Origin of the sequence: Sellimonas intestinalis, assembly GCF_001280875.1 — a bacterium.
GTDB classification, from domain to species: Bacteria; Bacillota; Clostridia; order Lachnospirales; family Lachnospiraceae; genus Sellimonas; species Sellimonas intestinalis.
The window spans coordinates 134,606-151,096 of the sequence record NZ_LGAJ01000004.1; the positions used below are offsets into that span (position 1 = coordinate 134,606).

Genomic DNA, 16,491 nt, shown 5'->3' on the forward strand with positions numbered 1-16,491 from the left:
TTTTATTTGCGAAGGATTAGAGAAGAAGGTGTAGGATAAAAGCAAATAAAAAAAGGAGATGATACAGTGAGTCAGATGATAGTAAAAACCCAGGAACTGACAAAACAGTACGGTCATCATAGAGCGGTCAGTTCGATCAGTATGCGAGTTCGAAAGGGGGCCGTATACGGACTGATCGGAAGGAACGGAGCCGGAAAAACAACTTTCTTAAAAATGCTGGCAGGGCTTGCCGCTCCTACGAAAGGAGAGATTGAGTTGTTCGGCCGGAAAGGCAGGGAGCTTGGAGCTGTCCGATCCAGGATCGGATGTCTGATCGAGGCCCCGGGAATCTATGGAAACATGACCGCATACGATAATCTGGATCTGAAATGCCGTTTTTTTGGAATTCGCAAGAAAGGATACATCGAAGATATTTTGAAACTAATCGGATTGTCAGATTCGGGAAAGAAAAAGACAAAAAATTTTTCCCTTGGAATGAAGCAGAGACTTGGCATTGGGCTGGCTCTTGTGGGAGAACCTGATCTTTTGCTTCTTGACGAGCCTATCAATGGGCTGGATCCGCAGGGAATTGTGGAGGTCAGGGATACCATTATGAGGCTGAATCAGGAGCGTAATATGACGATTGTGATTTCCAGCCATATCTTGGAGGAGCTTTCCAAGATTGCGACTGATTACGGAATCATCCATCACGGAGAGCTGATCCAGGAGATCACAAGAGAAGAATTGATGAAGCGCTGTGTAGAACGTCTGGAGATTGCTACGGATACACCGGAGATGGTGGTGCCTGTGCTGGATACGATGGGAATCAAGCGGTATCAGATCGTGGATTCCGGTCATGTCTGGATCTTTGACGGCATTGATCAAAGCCCGACGATCAATCGCGAGCTTGTCCAGGCGGGGATTGCCGTCAAAGAATTGAAACTCTGCAGCGAAAAACTGGAAAATTATTACTTAAATCTGACAGGAGGTGGCAGTCATGCTGAATATCATTAGAATGGATTTCGCAAGAATGATGAGATCCAAAAGCCAGTATATCCTTTGGATTGTGATGGCGGGGCTGTTGATTTTAACTACCGCCACGATGGGGTCGGAATTCCGGGATCCCAAGGCCAGCGCCGAGAACTGGGCGACGATCCAGGATCAGGCGGGAGAATCTGCGGAAAACCTGGGAATGTATGTAACAATTCCGACCAAACCGGGTGAGAAGGCAACGCTTTATGACCTGTTCTATGGGAATGTCCAAGGCAAGGTGGAGGCCATTTTTGTGGTGATCTTTGCCGTACTCTTTGCTGCATCGGATATCCGCTGCGGTTATATCAAAAATATAGGAGGACAGTGCAAAAGAAGAAGTTCCCTTGTACTTTCCAAGGCAGTGAATCTGTTGATTTACACGGTACTGACCTTTATAATTGCCCTCCTTGTGCAGGTCGTCTCCAATCAGATTTTCTTCGGCTATCTGGAGATCGGTCCGGTGTCGGAACTGTCAGCGTATGTCGCGGTTCAGATACTGCTTCATTATGCGCTGGCTCTCATTGTGATGGCAATCGCAATTATGATTTCCAACAACCTGATCAGTATGACGCTTGCGATTTTGATGTGTATGAATATGACGATGCTTCTTTACGCAATGATCGAGAAAGGAATCCATTCCCTGTTTGATAAAAACGTGGATTTGGTTACTCATACCGTGACGGGATCGATCAGCTTTTTACAGGCTCACGGGAGCTCGGATGCATTGTTTAAAGCCTCGCTGGTGGCGGTAATTTACGGTGTGGTTTTTACCACAGTCAGTGCGCTTGTGTTTCAGAGAAGGGATATCAGATAAATGGAATGGATCATAGGAATTCTGGCAGCATTTCTTATTCTACTATTATTAAAACTGGTTGGCATTTTGCGGCAGATACGGGATATCTGCCGCCAGTTGACGTTTCTGAAAGACTACGACAGTAATCTGATGATTACCGGGCAGGAGGCTTCCGGGCCTTTGAGGGAATTGATGGACGAGCTCAATGAGATGTTGGACCGTCAACGAGAACAAAGAAGACGGTATCTGAAAAAAGAGCAGGATATTTCAGACGCCTACACGAATCTATCCCACGATATCCGTACGCCGCTCACCTCCTTAAACGGCTATTTCCGGCTATTGGAGGAAAGCGAGGATCCGAAGGAACGAGCGAGATATTTAAGTGTCATTGAGGAGCGGATCAACAGCCTCAAGGAGATGCTGGAGGAACTCTTTACATATACCAAGCTGAAAAATGAGACGTATGTGCTCGAGATGGAGCCGCTTTATCTGAACCGGATTGTGACAGAAACCGTTTTCTCTTACTATGATGTCTGGATGGAGAAAGGAATCGAGCCGGAGATTGACTTTTCAGAGGAACAGATGAAAATAGAAGGCAATGCTGCCGGCCTTCGCAGAACTTTACAAAATATCATCAAGAATGGAATGGATCACGGTACAGGGAAGATGAGGATCACCCTGAAACGGCAGGATCAGTGGGCGGTAGTAGAGTGTATCAACTATGTGGAGCACCCGGAGGAGATTGAGGTAGAGAAGGTCTTTGAGCGGTTTTATAAAGCTGACGAGGCCAGAAGCAGAACATCGTCCGGTCTTGGGTTATCTATCGCAAAAGCTTTCACCGGGTATATGAATGGGGAAATCCGGGCGCTTCTTCAGGGAAATTGGTTTTCCATCTGCCTGCGCTTTCCGATTCTTTCCTGACAGGGACAGGCATATTTTGGGATGGGAGATCTTACAATATAATAAATGCCAGGTGAAGAGGTAAGATGTGAAAAAGTGGATTGCGGTGTTGATGACGGCAGTGATGCTGGCTCTGACCGGGAGCTTTGCCGTCATGGCAGAAGATGAGACAGAAGGAGAAAACGGAGGAACAGTGACCGTTACAGCCCCTTCTGTTCTTTTGATGGAGGCGTCCTCCGGAAAAGTGCTTTTTGAAAAAGATGCGGATACAAAGCGTCCTCCGGCAAGTGTGACGAAAGTAATGACAATTCTTCTGATTTATGATGCCCTTTCTGAGGGGAAAATCCATAAAGAGGATGTGGTGACGGTATCGGAATACGCGGCGTCTATGGGTGGAAGCCAGGTGTTTCTGGAGGCTGGGGAAGAGCAGACGGTAGATACACTTCTAAAATGCATCATCGTGTCCAGCGCCAATGACGCTTGCGTGGCCATGGCAGAGCTGATTGCCGGAACAGAAGAAGCCTTTGTCCAGCAGATGAATGAGCGTGCCAAAGGTCTTGGTATGAAAAATACAGTCTTTAAAAACTGTAATGGACTGGACGCAGATGGTCATGTGACAACGGCCAGGGATATTGCCCTGATGTCCAGAGAATTGATTACCAAATATCCCGATGTATATGAGTATACGAAGATCTGGATGGACACTATTATACATAAAACAAAAAAAGGCGAGTCGGAATTCGGCCTTTCCAACACCAATAAGCTGATCCGGCAGTATTCCTATGCGACCGGACTGAAAACCGGCTCTACCGGAGAAGCAAAATTTTGTTTAAGCGCCACGGCTCAGAAAGATGGGATTGATCTGATTGCCGTTATCATGGCCGCGCCTGATGTGAAAGCCCGATTTGCAGACGCACAGACGCTGTTAAACTATGGATTTTCCGTGTGCAGAAAGTACGAGGATCGTGACTGGGAATCCTTGAAAAAGGCCGTGAAGGTAAAACGTGGGGAGACCGATCAGGTGGAGGCAGTGCAGGAACAGGGATTTTCCTACGTTGATGTCAGCGGCACGGATCTAAGCGGGATTGAAAAGAAAGTACTGCCTGACAATTCGCTGGAAGCTCCGGTAAAGAAAGGGCAGAAAGCCGGAAAGGTTCAGTATCTTCTGGGAGGAAAGACGATTGGAGAAGTGGATCTTGTGACGACAGAAGAAGTACCTGCGATGTCTTTGAAAAAAGCGATCGAAGATGTTTTAGACAGCTTTTCATTGTAAAAGGGAAAGAAAAATTATATAATGTCTAGGAAAAGGAGCTGGAATCATGTTAAAAGAGAAGAAATATTTTTTATTTGACATTGACGGAACGCTCTCTGTCGGGACGACATTATATGACGGGACAAAAGAATTCCTGGATTGGATCGAAGAAACCGGCGGACGGTGTTTTTATATTACAAATAATTCTACAAAAAGCAGAAAAGATTATGTGGAAAAATTTGCGGCGTGGGGCATTACCACAGAAGAGGCACAGTTTATGACCGCATCGTATGCCGCCTGTTTATATATGAAAGAACATTATGAAGGGAAGAAGGTGTTCGTAGTGGGAACGCCTTCTTTTCTGGAGGAGCTTCGAAGCCATAACGTGCAGGTGACAGAAGAGGCGGAGGATGATGTTGTTTGCGTCCTCGCCGGGTTTGACGATACACTTCGATATGAAAAGCTCATAAAGGCGTGCGAACTATTGTTCCGAGAGGGAATAGATTTTCTGGGGACGAACCCGGATCTGAGGTGTCCGGCACCCTTTGGGTTTATCCCGGATTGTGGCGCTATCTGTAGAATGATCCAGGATACGACCGGGAAGAGGCCATACTTTATCGGTAAACCAAACCGGGTGATCGTGGATCTCTGCGCCAGCCAGTGCAAAGGTACGCCGGAGGAATTCCTTGTCGTAGGAGACAGGCTGTATACTGATATTGCCTGCGGCATCAACGCTGGCTTTGAGACAGCGGTCGTTTACACCGGAGAGGCGGACGAAGAGGAGGTGCGGACAAGCATCTGGAAACCGGACTACTGCTTTGACACGATCCGGGATCTCTATGAAGCCGTTCGGACGGAGATGGAGGAAGGGAGAAGATGATCGGGCTTTTGCTTATTTTTCTGCTCATTGTGGTACTTTTGAGCTTTCGGATTTTTTATGAGAATCATACTTTTGTCATGCGGTACTATGAAGTGGAAAAAAAGATGGGAAGTCAGGATGAGGGAGGCTGGAAAATCGTATTTTTAAGTGACCTTCACAATAAAGAATACGGATCTGGCAACCAAAGGCTTCTGGGCGCGATCCGAAGAGAAGCGCCGGATCTGATTTTGGTAGGCGGGGATATGCTCATCCGTAGTACCGGGGAGAAGTCCGAACACGCAGCCGCGTTTCTGGAGAGGCTTCCTGCCATTGCTCCGGTATACTGTGCCAATGGAAACCACGAGCAGAAGATGAAAGAGTGTGAGGAAACTTACGGAGAGGCTTACCGAAAGTATCGCAAAAGACTGGCAGATTCCGGAATTCATATGTTGGAAAACGAAGCTGATACGATTTGGATTCGGGGCCAGCGGATGCAGATCGGCGGATTGGAGATTCCGGTGTCCTTTTTCACCAAACAGTTTCCCTGGAAACACCATGAAACATATCGGGAGGAGAGTCCGGAGAAACAGATGCCGGGACAGTTTGATCTTCGGCCGGTTTCAGAGGGAGGCCCGTACAAAATCCTGCTGGCTCATCAGGCACTTTATGCGGAAACGTACGCAGGATGGGGGATGGATCTTGTATTATGCGGGCATCTTCACGGAGGCGTCGTGCGGCTTCCGGGGATTGGCGGCGTGATCTCTCCACAGCTTACTCTGTTTCCTAAATATTCCGGGGAGCACTCCCGTTTTAGGGACTGTGACATCATTGTCAGTAAAGGGCTTGGTGGACATAGTATTCCAATCCGCCTTTTTAACCGGGCGGAAGTCATCGTCATTCGCCAAAAGTCTTGAGAAAGACGGGCGGATCAGGTATAATAAAACGGTTACAAGACGCAAAGAGAAAGAGGAAATCCAATGGGTATACCGGTAAAGCTTCCGGTGTTCGAGGGGCCTCTCGAGCTGCTCCTACACCTGATTGAAAAAAATAAAATTGATATTTATGATATTCCGATTGTAGAGATTACAAACCAGTACATGGAGTATATCCGTCAGATGGAAAGGGAGGACCTCAATATTATGAGCGAGTTCCTTGTGATGGCGGCAACGCTCCTGGACATCAAGTGCCGGATGCTCCTTCCGAAAGAGGTCAACGAGGAAGGAGAGGAGGAAGATCCGAGGCAGGAGCTTGTTGAGCAGTTGTTGCAGTACAAGATGTACAAATATATATCCTATGAGCTGCGGGACCGGGAAGTGCTGGGAGGACAGAGGTTCTACCGGGACGCTCCGCTTCCGAAAGAGGTTGCACAATATTCCCAGCCGGTGGATTTGGATGAGCTGATAGGAGATCTGACACTTACCAGGCTCCATGAAATTTTCCGGGAAGTCATACGCCGCCAGCATGACAAGATTGACCCGGTGAGAAGCCGGTTCGGGAAGATCGAGAAAGAAGAGGTGACGCTGCCGGAAAAGATGGAGTTTCTTGCGGAGTATACACGGACTCACCGCTCTTTTCGGTTCCGGGATCTCCTGATGCGGCAGACATCCAAAGTACAGGTGATTGTGACATTCCTTGCGGTGCTGGAGATGATGAAAGCAGGGAAGATTACGGTCAGACAGGAGGACACCTTCGGGGAAATTATGATTCTATCCAAAGACAAGGAGGACAAAGACGGTGGAGATACGGAAACTAGAGGGGATCATTGAGGCGATTCTCTTTACTATGGGCGGAAGCGTGGAGCTTGGCCGGCTTGCCGGGGCACTGGAAGAACCGCAGGAGCGTATCCGTGAGGCGATTGCCGCCATGCAGGAACGATATCGGGCAGAAGACAGGGGCATCAATATCGTAGAGCTGGAGGGAGCGTATCAGATGTGTACGAAACCGGAGGCTTACGACTATCTGATTCGAATCGCAAAGCAGCCGAAAAAGCAGGTGCTTACTGATGTTTTGCTGGAGACTTTGTCCATCATCGCGTATAAGCAGCCGGTTACAAAGATTGAGATCGAAAAGATCCGGGGAGTGAAATCCGACCATGCGGTCAATAAGCTTGTGGAGTATAATCTTGCCTGTGAAGTAGGAAGATTGGATGCGCCGGGGAGACCGCTTTTATTTGGAACGACAGAAGAGTTTTTACGAAGATTCAGTGTCCAGAAGTTGGAGGATCTTCCGGGAATCGGCCCGGAACAGATGGAATCCTTTAAAGAAGAGGCTGAAGACGAAGCAAAGATCCAGTTGCATGTGTAACAGTAAAATGATGGCAAACAGCGGGCTGGACAGGGAAAAGAAAGGACAGACATTATGGCAATGAAAATACAAACCAGACTTCCGGAGCCGGAAGATCTGAAACAGGAATATCCGATGACACGAGAAATGAAAGAGAAAAAAACGGTACGGGACGGTGAGATCCAAAATGTTTTCACTGGATATTCGGACAAGTTTCTCGTCATTGTGGGCCCGTGTTCCGCGGACAATGAGGACTCTGTCTGCGAATACGTGGAACGGCTTGCCAGACTGAATGAGGAAGTAAAAGACAAGCTGATTTTGATCCCTCGGATTTATACGAATAAGCCAAGAACCACAGGAGAGGGCTACAAAGGGATGCTGCACCAGCCAAGACCAGATCAGGCGCCGAACCTTTTGGAGGGACTGATTGCGATTCGGAAACTTCATCTGCATGCGATTGCAGTCAGCGGACTGACCGGGGCGGATGAGATGCTTTACCCGGAAAATCGAAGCTACTTGGACGACATTCTTTCTTACGAGGCGGTCGGGGCGCGGTCTGTGGAGAATCAGCAGCACCGTCTGACAGCAAGCGGTATGGATATCCCGGTGGGAATGAAAAATCCGACCAGCGGCGATCTTTCGGTGATGCTGAATTCGATCAAGGCAGCTCAGGGGGCTCATCAGTTCATCTACCGGACGCTGGACGTTACGACAAACGGAAATCCGCTGGCACACGCCATCCTCCGGGGAGGCGTGGACAAATACGGAACCTGTATTCCAAACTACCATTATGAGGATCTCTACCGTTTAAGCGCCATGTACCAGACGTCCGGATTGAAAAATCCGGCAGTTGTGGTGGACGCCAACCATTCCAACTCCAATAAACAGTACAAAGAACAAATTCGGATCGTCAGCGAAGTGATGCACAGCAGAAATTATAATGGGGATCTGAAACAACTTATCAAAGGAGTCATGGTGGAGAGCTACCTCATCGAGGGACGGCAGGAAATCACCGGAAACCGGACTTATGGCCAGTCTATAACTGATCCATGCATCGGCTGGGAAGATACGGAATACCTGATCAGAAAGATAGCGGAGGAATGTTAATCTTACGAACTGGTTTGGGAAAATAAACTTAACCTATCATAAAAAGAAGGGTCATAAAGGAATGAAAAAAAGTTATATTGTTTTCGCTGTTTTTACAACATTCACGCAGGCTGTTTTTTCCGTATTGCTTTTTTTGGAAAAATTCGGAATTTTGCATTTTGACGGCCAGCTCGCAGGAATCGCCATGTGTGTGGTGCCAGCCGTAGGAGCGGCGCTGACGAAAAGCTGTGATGAAAAATACGAAGAAATCCAAAGATTATTTTATGTTTTGTTTGGCTGTTATTGCCTGGTTCTTGTTTTGGATATCTTAGGGATTCTCAGTTCTGGAATTGCGAATGTAATAGCCGGTGCAGTAATGGTGATAGGAAGTTTAAGATTGCTGTGGCTTTACAATTATGGAAAGAAGAAAAGCAGTACCTTTGATGGATTTCGGGAAATACGTAAAGCAATCATTTTGTTTATCCTAATCTTATTGGGCAGAAATATTTTTGCGGTTTTCGCCTACTCACATGAATACATAGCAGTCTTTTCCAATTTGCTTGTACTGGTCCAAGCGGCGCTGGTGATGTTCGTGGGAGCAGCTCAGTATTGGGGAGAAGAATATGCATGGAGAGGCTTCTTGCAGAAACCGCTGCAGGAGAAGTTTGGAAAGCGGTGGGGAATCGTTGTGCTTGGCATCATATGGGAAACCTATCATTTCCCGATGTGGTTTACAATGTATGACCTCGATATTTGGGAAGTTGTCCTGCGGTATTTGATCGCGGTAGCACTAACATTTGTGTTTGGCTATTTCTATATGAAGACGGACAATATCTGGGCTCCGATCTGTGGGCATGCGATCTATAATGCGATGTCGGCAAGTGTACTCCCTATCGAAGCAGTGGTCAATATGGGAAAGACAGGAGCGATCATGTATACACTTTTAACGGTAGTGTGCTGCTCTCTTTTTGCCTTAAAAAAGGAATACAGAAAAAATTTGTAAGGTACAGGTAAAACAAAGGGAGCGGAAAATCAAGACAAATCTGTGATTTCAGTCCGGATCAGGGTGTTTTTGGCATAAAGATTTTCAAAAGTTCATAAAGTTGTCTTAGATAGTCTGGACGGGAGTGGTCAACAGGATATGGCAAATGGCGGATATCGGAAAATAATCATACTATGCATCATTGTTGTGTTTGGGGTGTCCGTAAGGATGACGGAGACGCTATTATGTGTAAAGGCGGCGGATAAAAAAACACCGGATGATTTAAAGCTCTATGCGCAGTCAGCGGTTTTGATGGATGGAGAGAGCGGAAGGGTGCTGTTTGCGAAAAACGGAGAAGTAGAGCGGCCGATGGCCAGTACAACAAAGATTATGACCTGTATACTTGCCCTGGAGTTGGGAAAAGGGACAGATGTTGTCACAGTTTCAAAAAAAGCAGCAGCCCAGCCGGAGGTGCATCTGGGGATGCGGGAGGGGGACACGTTTTATCTGGAGGATCTTCTATATTCCATTATGCTGGAATCGCACAACGACAGCGCCTGGGCGATAGCCGAGCATATTGCCGGATCAGTGGAAAACTTTACAGATTTGATGGACAAAAAAGCAAAGGACCTGGGATGCGGCCATACCAATTTTGTGACGCCTAATGGTCTGGATGGAGAGGATGCAGATGGTATTCACCATACTACAGCGGAGGATCTTGCAAGAATTATGAAATACTGCATTATGGAATCACCGCAGAAAGATGCTTTTTTGCAGATTACACAGACAAAGTCTAAAACATTTCAAGATACTACAGGGAAGAAACAGTATGTATGTAATAACCACAATGCGTTTTTAAGTATGATGGAGGGAGCACTGACCGGAAAAACGGGTTTTACAGGAGAGGCAGGATATTGCTATGTTGGTGCGGTACGACAGGGGGACCGGACATTGATTGTCGCACTGTTGGCATGTGGCTGGCCGAACAATAAAAACTATAAGTGGGCCGATACGAAAACACTGGTACAGTACGGCTTAGATCAGTACGGGTACTGTAATTACTGGGAGGATGCCATGCAGGATCAGGATATTCGGATACTGGAAGCAGGAAAGAAAAGGACCGTAAAAGATGCCCCCGCTAAAGATGGAAACCTTTATCAGGACGGGACAGTAAATACATTTTTAAATATTGACGACCAGGATCGGGAAAAAAGAATCCTAATGAAAAAAACAGAGGCCATTCAGGTACAGATTGAGGAAAAACAAGAGATTACAGCACCCATAGAGAGCGGAGATATACTCGGAACAGTGACAATTTTACTGAACGGAGAGACACTCGATGAAAAGCCGATTGTCAGTGGAGAAAGCATCCAAAAGAAAAATCTGCTCTGGATTTACAGGCAGCTTTGGAAGAGCTATGCACTTTGAGCTTTCGTTTTTAAAACTTGGGGGACGTGTTTCGCTGCATTGGAACACGTCCCCCAAAATCAATCCTTAAATCTCTCTTGTATATGTCTTGAGCCATTCCCGCTCTTCATCTGTCAGATGTGGAGCGATTTTTTCATATACTTGTTTGTGGTAGTCATTGAGCCAGTCCTTTTCTGCTTTGGACAGGTACTGCGGATCGATACCATCGAGATCGATTGGGGCGAAGGTAATCGTCTCAAAATACATGAACTGGCCATATTTGTTTGCGGTTCCTTTTCTGACGATGAATTCGTTTTCAGTACGGATACCGAATTTGCCATCTTCATAAATACCTGGTTCGTCTGTGATGACCATACCTTCTTCGAGCTGATGATGCTCATTCTTGCTCGGGACGATATACCAGCGGAAGCCTGTCGGTGGTTCATGGACATTTGCGAGGTATCCTACACCATGTCCGGTTCCGCACTGGAAGTCAAGGTCTAATTCCCAGATTGGCTCTCTTGCCAGAACATCCAGATTGTATCCATAGCAGCCATAGAGGAATTTGGCGCGTGCCAGGTTCATCATGGCGCGGACAACGGCTGTGAAGTACTTCTTCAGTTCCTCGTTGATAGACCCAAGTACAAAAGTACGGGTGATATCCGTAGATCCTTCGTAGTAACCGCCGCCAGTATCGTTGAGGAAGAGGTTTCCTTCTTTGAGCTGTACATCCGTCTCCTTGGAAGGAGAGTAGTGCATCATGGCAGCATGATCCGCAAAAGCGCAAAGGGGCTCGAAGCTGTCGCGGATATACCCTTCTTGTTCCGCACGGAGGCTTGTGAGTTTGTCAGCAGCGCTAAGCTCTGTGATGACCTCTTTATCGTATCTGGTTTTGATCCAGTACATGAATTTCGTGATGGCTACGCCATCCTTGATGTGAGCCTCTTTAATATTTTCCAGCTCTACAGGATTTTTCATTGCTTTCATAAGAATCGTCGGATTTGCACATTCTACGGTCTTACAAGGAATATTCTTATAAAGCGCATAATTCATTTTCATCGGATCGATCATGGCAACATCATTTTCGGAAAGATTTTTGATATCTTCATAAATATCATTGTACGGATGCAGAACAACATCGACTTTTGCAAATTCCGCAAGGATTTGGTCGTTCAGCTTGGTTTCATCCACATAAAGATCTACGCTGTCTGTCTTTACAATCGCGTAGGAGAGCAGGAGCGGGAAGAAATCGATGTCATCGCCGCGCACATTGAGCAGCCAGCAGACGTCATCCAAAGAAGCAATGATATGTACGGTTGCACCCTGTTCTTCCATGACCTTCCGTACTCTTTTTAGTTTGGATGAAGCGCTTTCTCCACTGTACTTTTCTTCCAGGAAAAATGCCGGTTTGTCAGAAAGTGGCGGGCGGTCTTCCCAGATCTGATCAATGAGATCTTCTGAGTAATCGATTTGAATACCTTTTTTCGTAAGTGCTTCCTCGTATTCCTGTCCTTCGCCCATGGAGAGGACACGTCCGTCGAATCCGACCTTACCGCCTTTCGGGACGTAGGATGCAAGCCATTCAGTGACAGACGGGGTATCTCCGACAAACATTTTCATCAGTCTGACGCCGCTTCCTTCCATTTCATGCTCTGCCTGGAAGAAATATCTTCCATCTGTCCAAAGGCCGGCATCATCTTTTCCGATGACAGCGGTTCCGTAAGATCCGCTGAACCCTGTAATAAATTTTCTTGCTTTAAAATGTTCGCCTACGTATTCGCTCTGGTGAAAATCAGCGGTCGGAACGACATAGGCGTCAATTCCTTTTTCGGCCATCAGAGCACGAAGTCTGGCAATTCTGTCTGCTACAACAGTCATGAGAAAAACCTCCTTTTTCTAAAATAAATTTAGCTATCCATATTTTATCACTATTTAGACCGGAGTTCAAATCTTATGTGTGGGAAGTGTGAAAAACTTAAAAATTGTATAAAAAAAGCGGTATGGAATTACCATACCGCTTTCTGGAAATCATTCCTATTTTTCATCTGCAAGTTTGTCAAGTTTACCACTGAATGCATACAGTAGAACCGCACAGACAATAACCACTGCAGCAATGATGCCGTAGTAGAGATTGAATTTTCCAGCTCTTGAACCAGCATCCAATGCACCGTACAGACTCGGGTAAATCAGTGTAGCAATAAATACAGCGATTGGCCAGAATCCTAACAGAAGACCCATCAGTTTCGCAGGTGCGAACATGGAAATAAAGGAGTTTCCAAGTGGTGAGAAAATCATTTCTCCAACGGACATTAATAGTGCGATCAGGATTACCCAGAACCAAGAGCACTGTCCGTCGCCACGGATTATATTAGCTAATACCATAGCTACGTAGGAAAGACCTACAAGGAAAATACCAATAGCTGTCTTCTTGAACATGGACATGTCACCCTTCGGTCTTGCAGCCATCTTAGCCCAAACGATGGCAAAAACAGGTCCGAGAACGATACATGTCAGAGCATTCAGAGAGTCAAAGTAGGATGTCTGAGGAATCTTCCATCCGAACAGGCTCCAGTCTGCCCAGTTCAGGAATTCGGAGCTGTCACCGAATCCGAAGTAGTAGTAAACTACGTTGTAGGACATATACCAAGCGATCCAGAAGATTGCAGAAAGAAGAGTAACAATAATGATAGCGAATACACGCTTCTTGTCGCCTGTTGTAAGCGGTTTGCTCTCTTCCGCAGCTTTCTTGTCTTTGTCAACGAAAGATCTCTGGTCTTTCTTGAACGGCTCTTTACCCTTGTTACCAAGAGCTTTACCGTTTGCAAGGAACCAAACAGCGTCTACCAGAAGGAGAATACCAGCGATCAGAAGCAGGAACTGATATCCCTGAGAATCCGCAAGCAGTACGACGAATGTCGTTCCGATGAAAGAACCGATATTAACGAAAGAATACTGTACGGAGAACGCGGAGTTCAGTTCATCCTGATCATCAAACATCAAACTGTTGACACCGGATAAGTTACCTTTGAATAAACCTGTACCAACGGCAACGAGGATAATCATTACCCATACCAGTGTTAAGTTTGTTGCCTGCCATCCGACAAGATAGCCGGCACCCATAAGAATCATACCAAGAACTACGCAAAGTCTCGGGCTTACCCAGTAGTCAGCGAGGTATCCGCCGATCATCGGGGTAATGTAAGTAGCTGCTACGAAGTAAGCGGAGATTTTTCCTGCTTCAACAGAAGTAAGTCCCATACCACCCATCTTACTTGTTGTCTCTGTAGCAAGCCAAATGGCAAGGAGCCATTTTACAGTGTAGAATGCACATCTTTCAAATGTGAATCCCAGAGAACAAGCGTAGAAACCAAAAGGATAACCTTTCTTGGATTTAGTTGCTGTGTTTCCCATAGTCAAAACCCTCCAATAAATTTTTTGATTTCTCATACGTAAATCATCCAGGCCTTTTCCTAAGATTTAAGGAAAAAACTCTACATGCAAACGCACGAAGAGATGTCTGAATTGAAAACAGACATGGACTGATGCAGCAGCTTATGTCAGAATCGGATCAGACGGTAGTCTGCCTTACGGCGGATGTCTTTTTACAGATTATGAAATCAGCATCCATAATATACCGGCTGGAAAAAGACTATGTAAAGGAATGATAGTTCGCAGAAGAACAACATCAAAAGACAGAGTGAACAGTCTAAAAGGCTGTCAGGGAATGATCTGTCTCCTTGTCTTTGCCCGGTCAGAATAATCGGACAAACTGGCAGGACGGAAGAGGAAAACTCCCTTTTCTCATCCAGCTACCGAACCGGCCCGAACTTTTTCACAGAATCGAAAAGATCTGCTCTTGGCAGAAGATGCCGTGAAAAAGATCCGGTCTGCTCCGCATCTGGATAATATCCGCGATCTGACAGATCCAGGTACTGCATTAGCCCAGCTCTGTAAGATCCATCCACCTGGACGGTGGAAAAGCGATGCGAGACAAAAAATTGTCCCGGCTGAACATCAGATCTGCCATTACCTCCTGACCTGGGAGAAAGCCAGGACAGATCTGCTTTTTGACTCGGAATCACTTTTGATTGCCATAAAAAGACAAAAGATGTCATCTCTTCTGGAATTCCTTTATAACATAATGACATCCCTGTATGAAGTATTTTAACACAATTTGACTGTCGAGACAATGAATTTTTTGTAACACGCCTTAAAATTATTAAATTTTTATAAAAAAATGACAGAAAAAAGGAAAAAGAAAATAATGAATTGGATAAAATAAAAAAGAGGTAAAAAATATACAGAAAAAACATGAGCACTTTAAAATGATAATGTACTACATTGCTGAAAAAAACTGTCAAAAATTTCACACAAGCACTTGAAAAATGAAGCTGTAGAACCTATAATATAATTGGCTAAAATTTGGTTTAACTTTTAGTAATATAATACAAATGGAGGGCTAGGTTTATGAGTAACGAAGCAGCAAAAACGCCGGCAGCTTTCAGGATTTCAGAATTACTGGATGCCGGCAGCTTTGTTGAAATCGGCGGCGCCGTGACGGCGAGAAGTACGGATTTCAACATGCAGGAAAGCAAAGTTCCGGGCGATGGGGTGATCACCGGATATGGAGTCATTGACGGAAGTCTGGTATACGTCTACAGCCAGGACGCATCCGTTTTCGGCGGCTCCATTGGAGAGATGCACGCAAGAAAGATCATTGCACTTTATGACATGGCCATGAAGATGGGAGCGCCGGTGATAGGATTGATTGATTGTTCGGGACTGCGCCTTCAGGAAGGCACGGACGCTTTACAGGCGTTTGGTACGATCTATGCGAAACAGGCGCTCGCATCTGGTGTGATTCCGCAGATCACAGCCGTTTTCGGAACCTGTGGCGGCGGTGCGGCAATCCTTTCCGGTCTTTCTGATTTTACTTTTATGGAAGAAAAAGGAAAGCTTTTTGTCAATTCTCCTAACGCGATTCCGGGGAATCGTGTGGAAATATGTGATACTTCCGGCGCGAGGTTTCAGGCTGAGGAAGCAGGAAATGTAGATTTTTGTGGAACCGAGGGAGAGATTCTCTCACAGATCCGGGACCTGATCTGCATAATTCCAGCGAATAACGAAGATAACGATTCTTACGGGGAATGTACAGATGATCTGAATCGCGTGTGCGCCGGAATTGAAAACGGTTCCGATGATGCTGCTCTCGTTTTGTCCATGATTGCTGACAATCAGAAATTGATAGAAGTCAAGGCGGACTATGCAAAAGAGATGGTGACCGGATTTATCCGTATGAACGGTGTGACGGTCGGAGTTGTGGCGAACCGTTCGAAAGTCTACGATGAAGAAGGAAAGACACAGCAGGAATTTGACGGTTCCCTGTCCTCCAAAGGATGTAAGAAAGCAGCGGATTTCGTGACATTTTGTGATGCCTTTGAGATTCCAGTATTGACGCTGACAGACGTAGATGGATTCAAGGCGTCCAAGTGCGGCGAGAAGACGCTTGCAAGAGAGGCCGCAAGGCTTGTTTATGCGTTCGCTTCCGCAACAGTGCCGAAGATTAATGTGGTGACAGGAAAGGCATACGGAAGCGGCTACCTTGTGATGAACAGCAAGGCGCTGGGCGCGGACATGGTTTATGCTTGGACCGATGCCCGGATTGGCACGATGGATGCGTCTTTGGCTGCGAAGATCCTCTGTCCGGATGCATCTTTAGAAGAGCAAAGAGCGCAGGCGGAAGTTTACCAGAATCTTCAGGAGAGCGCGGCTTCCGCGGCGGCAAGAGGCTATGTGGATACCGTGATCGCTCCGGAAGATACAAGGAAATATGTCATTGGAGCGCTGGAGATGCTCTTTACAAAAAGAGAGGATCATCCGGTGAAAAAGCACGGAACAATATAGAGAGGTGAGACGAG

General features: G+C 46.3%; 15 protein-coding genes. 13 read left to right on the top strand and 2 right to left on the bottom strand.

From position 1 onward, the window contains the following. Nucleotides 1-75 precede the first annotated feature (75 nt). The 11 genes from AOA56_RS05690 (at nucleotide 76) to AOA56_RS05740 (ending at nucleotide 10,594) form a co-directional block, all read left to right on the top strand. A complete protein-coding gene (locus AOA56_RS05690) occupies nucleotides 76-993 on the top strand; it encodes an ATP-binding cassette domain-containing protein (protein WP_034594437.1) in 918 nt (305 codons plus the stop codon). Then, complete coding sequence (locus AOA56_RS05695) at nucleotides 977-1,825, top strand: ABC transporter permease (RefSeq protein WP_053769141.1); 849 nt, start codon at nucleotides 977-979, stop codon at nucleotides 1,823-1,825. The genes AOA56_RS05690 and AOA56_RS05695 overlap by 17 nt, the downstream gene beginning before the upstream one ends. Beyond that, on the top strand, nucleotides 1,826-2,725 hold the full coding sequence (locus tag AOA56_RS05700) for a sensor histidine kinase (protein ID WP_053769142.1): 900 nt from the start codon (nucleotides 1,826-1,828) through the stop codon (nucleotides 2,723-2,725). Between the two features lie 67 nt (nucleotides 2,726-2,792). Continuing rightward, complete coding sequence (locus AOA56_RS05705) at nucleotides 2,793-3,977, top strand: D-alanyl-D-alanine carboxypeptidase family protein (protein WP_048621587.1); 1,185 nt, start codon at nucleotides 2,793-2,795, stop codon at nucleotides 3,975-3,977. Nucleotides 3,978-4,023: 46 nt separating this feature from the next. Then, the gene (locus AOA56_RS05710; RefSeq protein WP_053769143.1) at nucleotides 4,024-4,836 is read left to right on the top strand and encodes an HAD-IIA family hydrolase; all 813 of its coding nucleotides are present in this window, start codon (nucleotides 4,024-4,026) and stop codon (nucleotides 4,834-4,836) included. After that, nucleotides 4,833-5,729 (top strand): metallophosphoesterase, encoded by an 897-nt coding sequence (locus tag AOA56_RS05715; protein ID WP_024732281.1) that lies wholly within the window; start codon nucleotides 4,833-4,835, stop codon nucleotides 5,727-5,729. Before AOA56_RS05710 ends, AOA56_RS05715 begins: the two co-directional genes overlap by 4 nt. A gap of 63 nt (nucleotides 5,730-5,792) precedes the next feature. Beyond that, the gene (locus AOA56_RS05720) at nucleotides 5,793-6,581 is read left to right on the top strand and encodes a segregation and condensation protein A (RefSeq protein WP_024732282.1); all 789 of its coding nucleotides are present in this window, start codon (nucleotides 5,793-5,795) and stop codon (nucleotides 6,579-6,581) included. Continuing rightward, entirely contained in the window at nucleotides 6,550-7,119 is a 570-nt protein-coding gene (gene scpB / locus AOA56_RS05725) for an SMC-Scp complex subunit ScpB (RefSeq protein WP_024732283.1), read from the top strand. Before AOA56_RS05720 ends, scpB begins: the two co-directional genes overlap by 32 nt. A 51-nt stretch (nucleotides 7,120-7,170) precedes the next feature. Beyond that, a complete protein-coding gene (locus AOA56_RS05730) occupies nucleotides 7,171-8,205 on the top strand; it encodes a 3-deoxy-7-phosphoheptulonate synthase (protein ID WP_278277136.1) in 1,035 nt (344 codons plus the stop codon). Nucleotides 8,206-8,266: 61 nt separating this feature from the next. Beyond that, nucleotides 8,267-9,187 (top strand): CPBP family intramembrane glutamic endopeptidase, encoded by a 921-nt coding sequence (locus AOA56_RS05735; RefSeq protein WP_053769145.1) that lies wholly within the window; start codon nucleotides 8,267-8,269, stop codon nucleotides 9,185-9,187. A 138-nt stretch (nucleotides 9,188-9,325) separates the two neighbouring features. Next, a complete protein-coding gene (locus AOA56_RS05740) occupies nucleotides 9,326-10,594 on the top strand; it encodes a D-alanyl-D-alanine carboxypeptidase family protein (RefSeq protein ID WP_024732286.1) in 1,269 nt (422 codons plus the stop codon). A 66-nt stretch (nucleotides 10,595-10,660) separates the two neighbouring features. Here AOA56_RS05740 and AOA56_RS05745 read toward each other — a convergent pair whose 3' ends face one another. Both AOA56_RS05745 and AOA56_RS05750 read right to left on the bottom strand, forming a co-directional pair. Beyond that, the gene (locus AOA56_RS05745) at nucleotides 10,661-12,451 is read right to left on the bottom strand and encodes an aminopeptidase P family N-terminal domain-containing protein (RefSeq protein ID WP_024732287.1); all 1,791 of its coding nucleotides are present in this window, start codon (nucleotides 12,449-12,451) and stop codon (nucleotides 10,661-10,663) included. A 156-nt stretch (nucleotides 12,452-12,607) separates the two neighbouring features. Beyond that, a complete protein-coding gene (locus tag AOA56_RS05750) occupies nucleotides 12,608-13,984 on the bottom strand; it encodes a peptide MFS transporter (RefSeq protein WP_024732288.1) in 1,377 nt (458 codons plus the stop codon). Nucleotides 13,985-14,444: 460 nt separating this feature from the next. Between AOA56_RS05750 and AOA56_RS05755 the strand changes: the two genes are divergently transcribed. Both AOA56_RS05755 and AOA56_RS05760 read left to right on the top strand, forming a co-directional pair. Continuing rightward, complete coding sequence (locus AOA56_RS05755; protein ID WP_147323261.1) at nucleotides 14,445-14,741, top strand: hypothetical protein; 297 nt, start codon at nucleotides 14,445-14,447, stop codon at nucleotides 14,739-14,741. Between the two features lie 299 nt (nucleotides 14,742-15,040). Then, on the top strand, nucleotides 15,041-16,477 hold the full coding sequence (locus AOA56_RS05760; protein WP_053769147.1) for an acyl-CoA carboxylase subunit beta: 1,437 nt from the start codon (nucleotides 15,041-15,043) through the stop codon (nucleotides 16,475-16,477). Nucleotides 16,478-16,491: the final 14 nt, after the last annotated feature.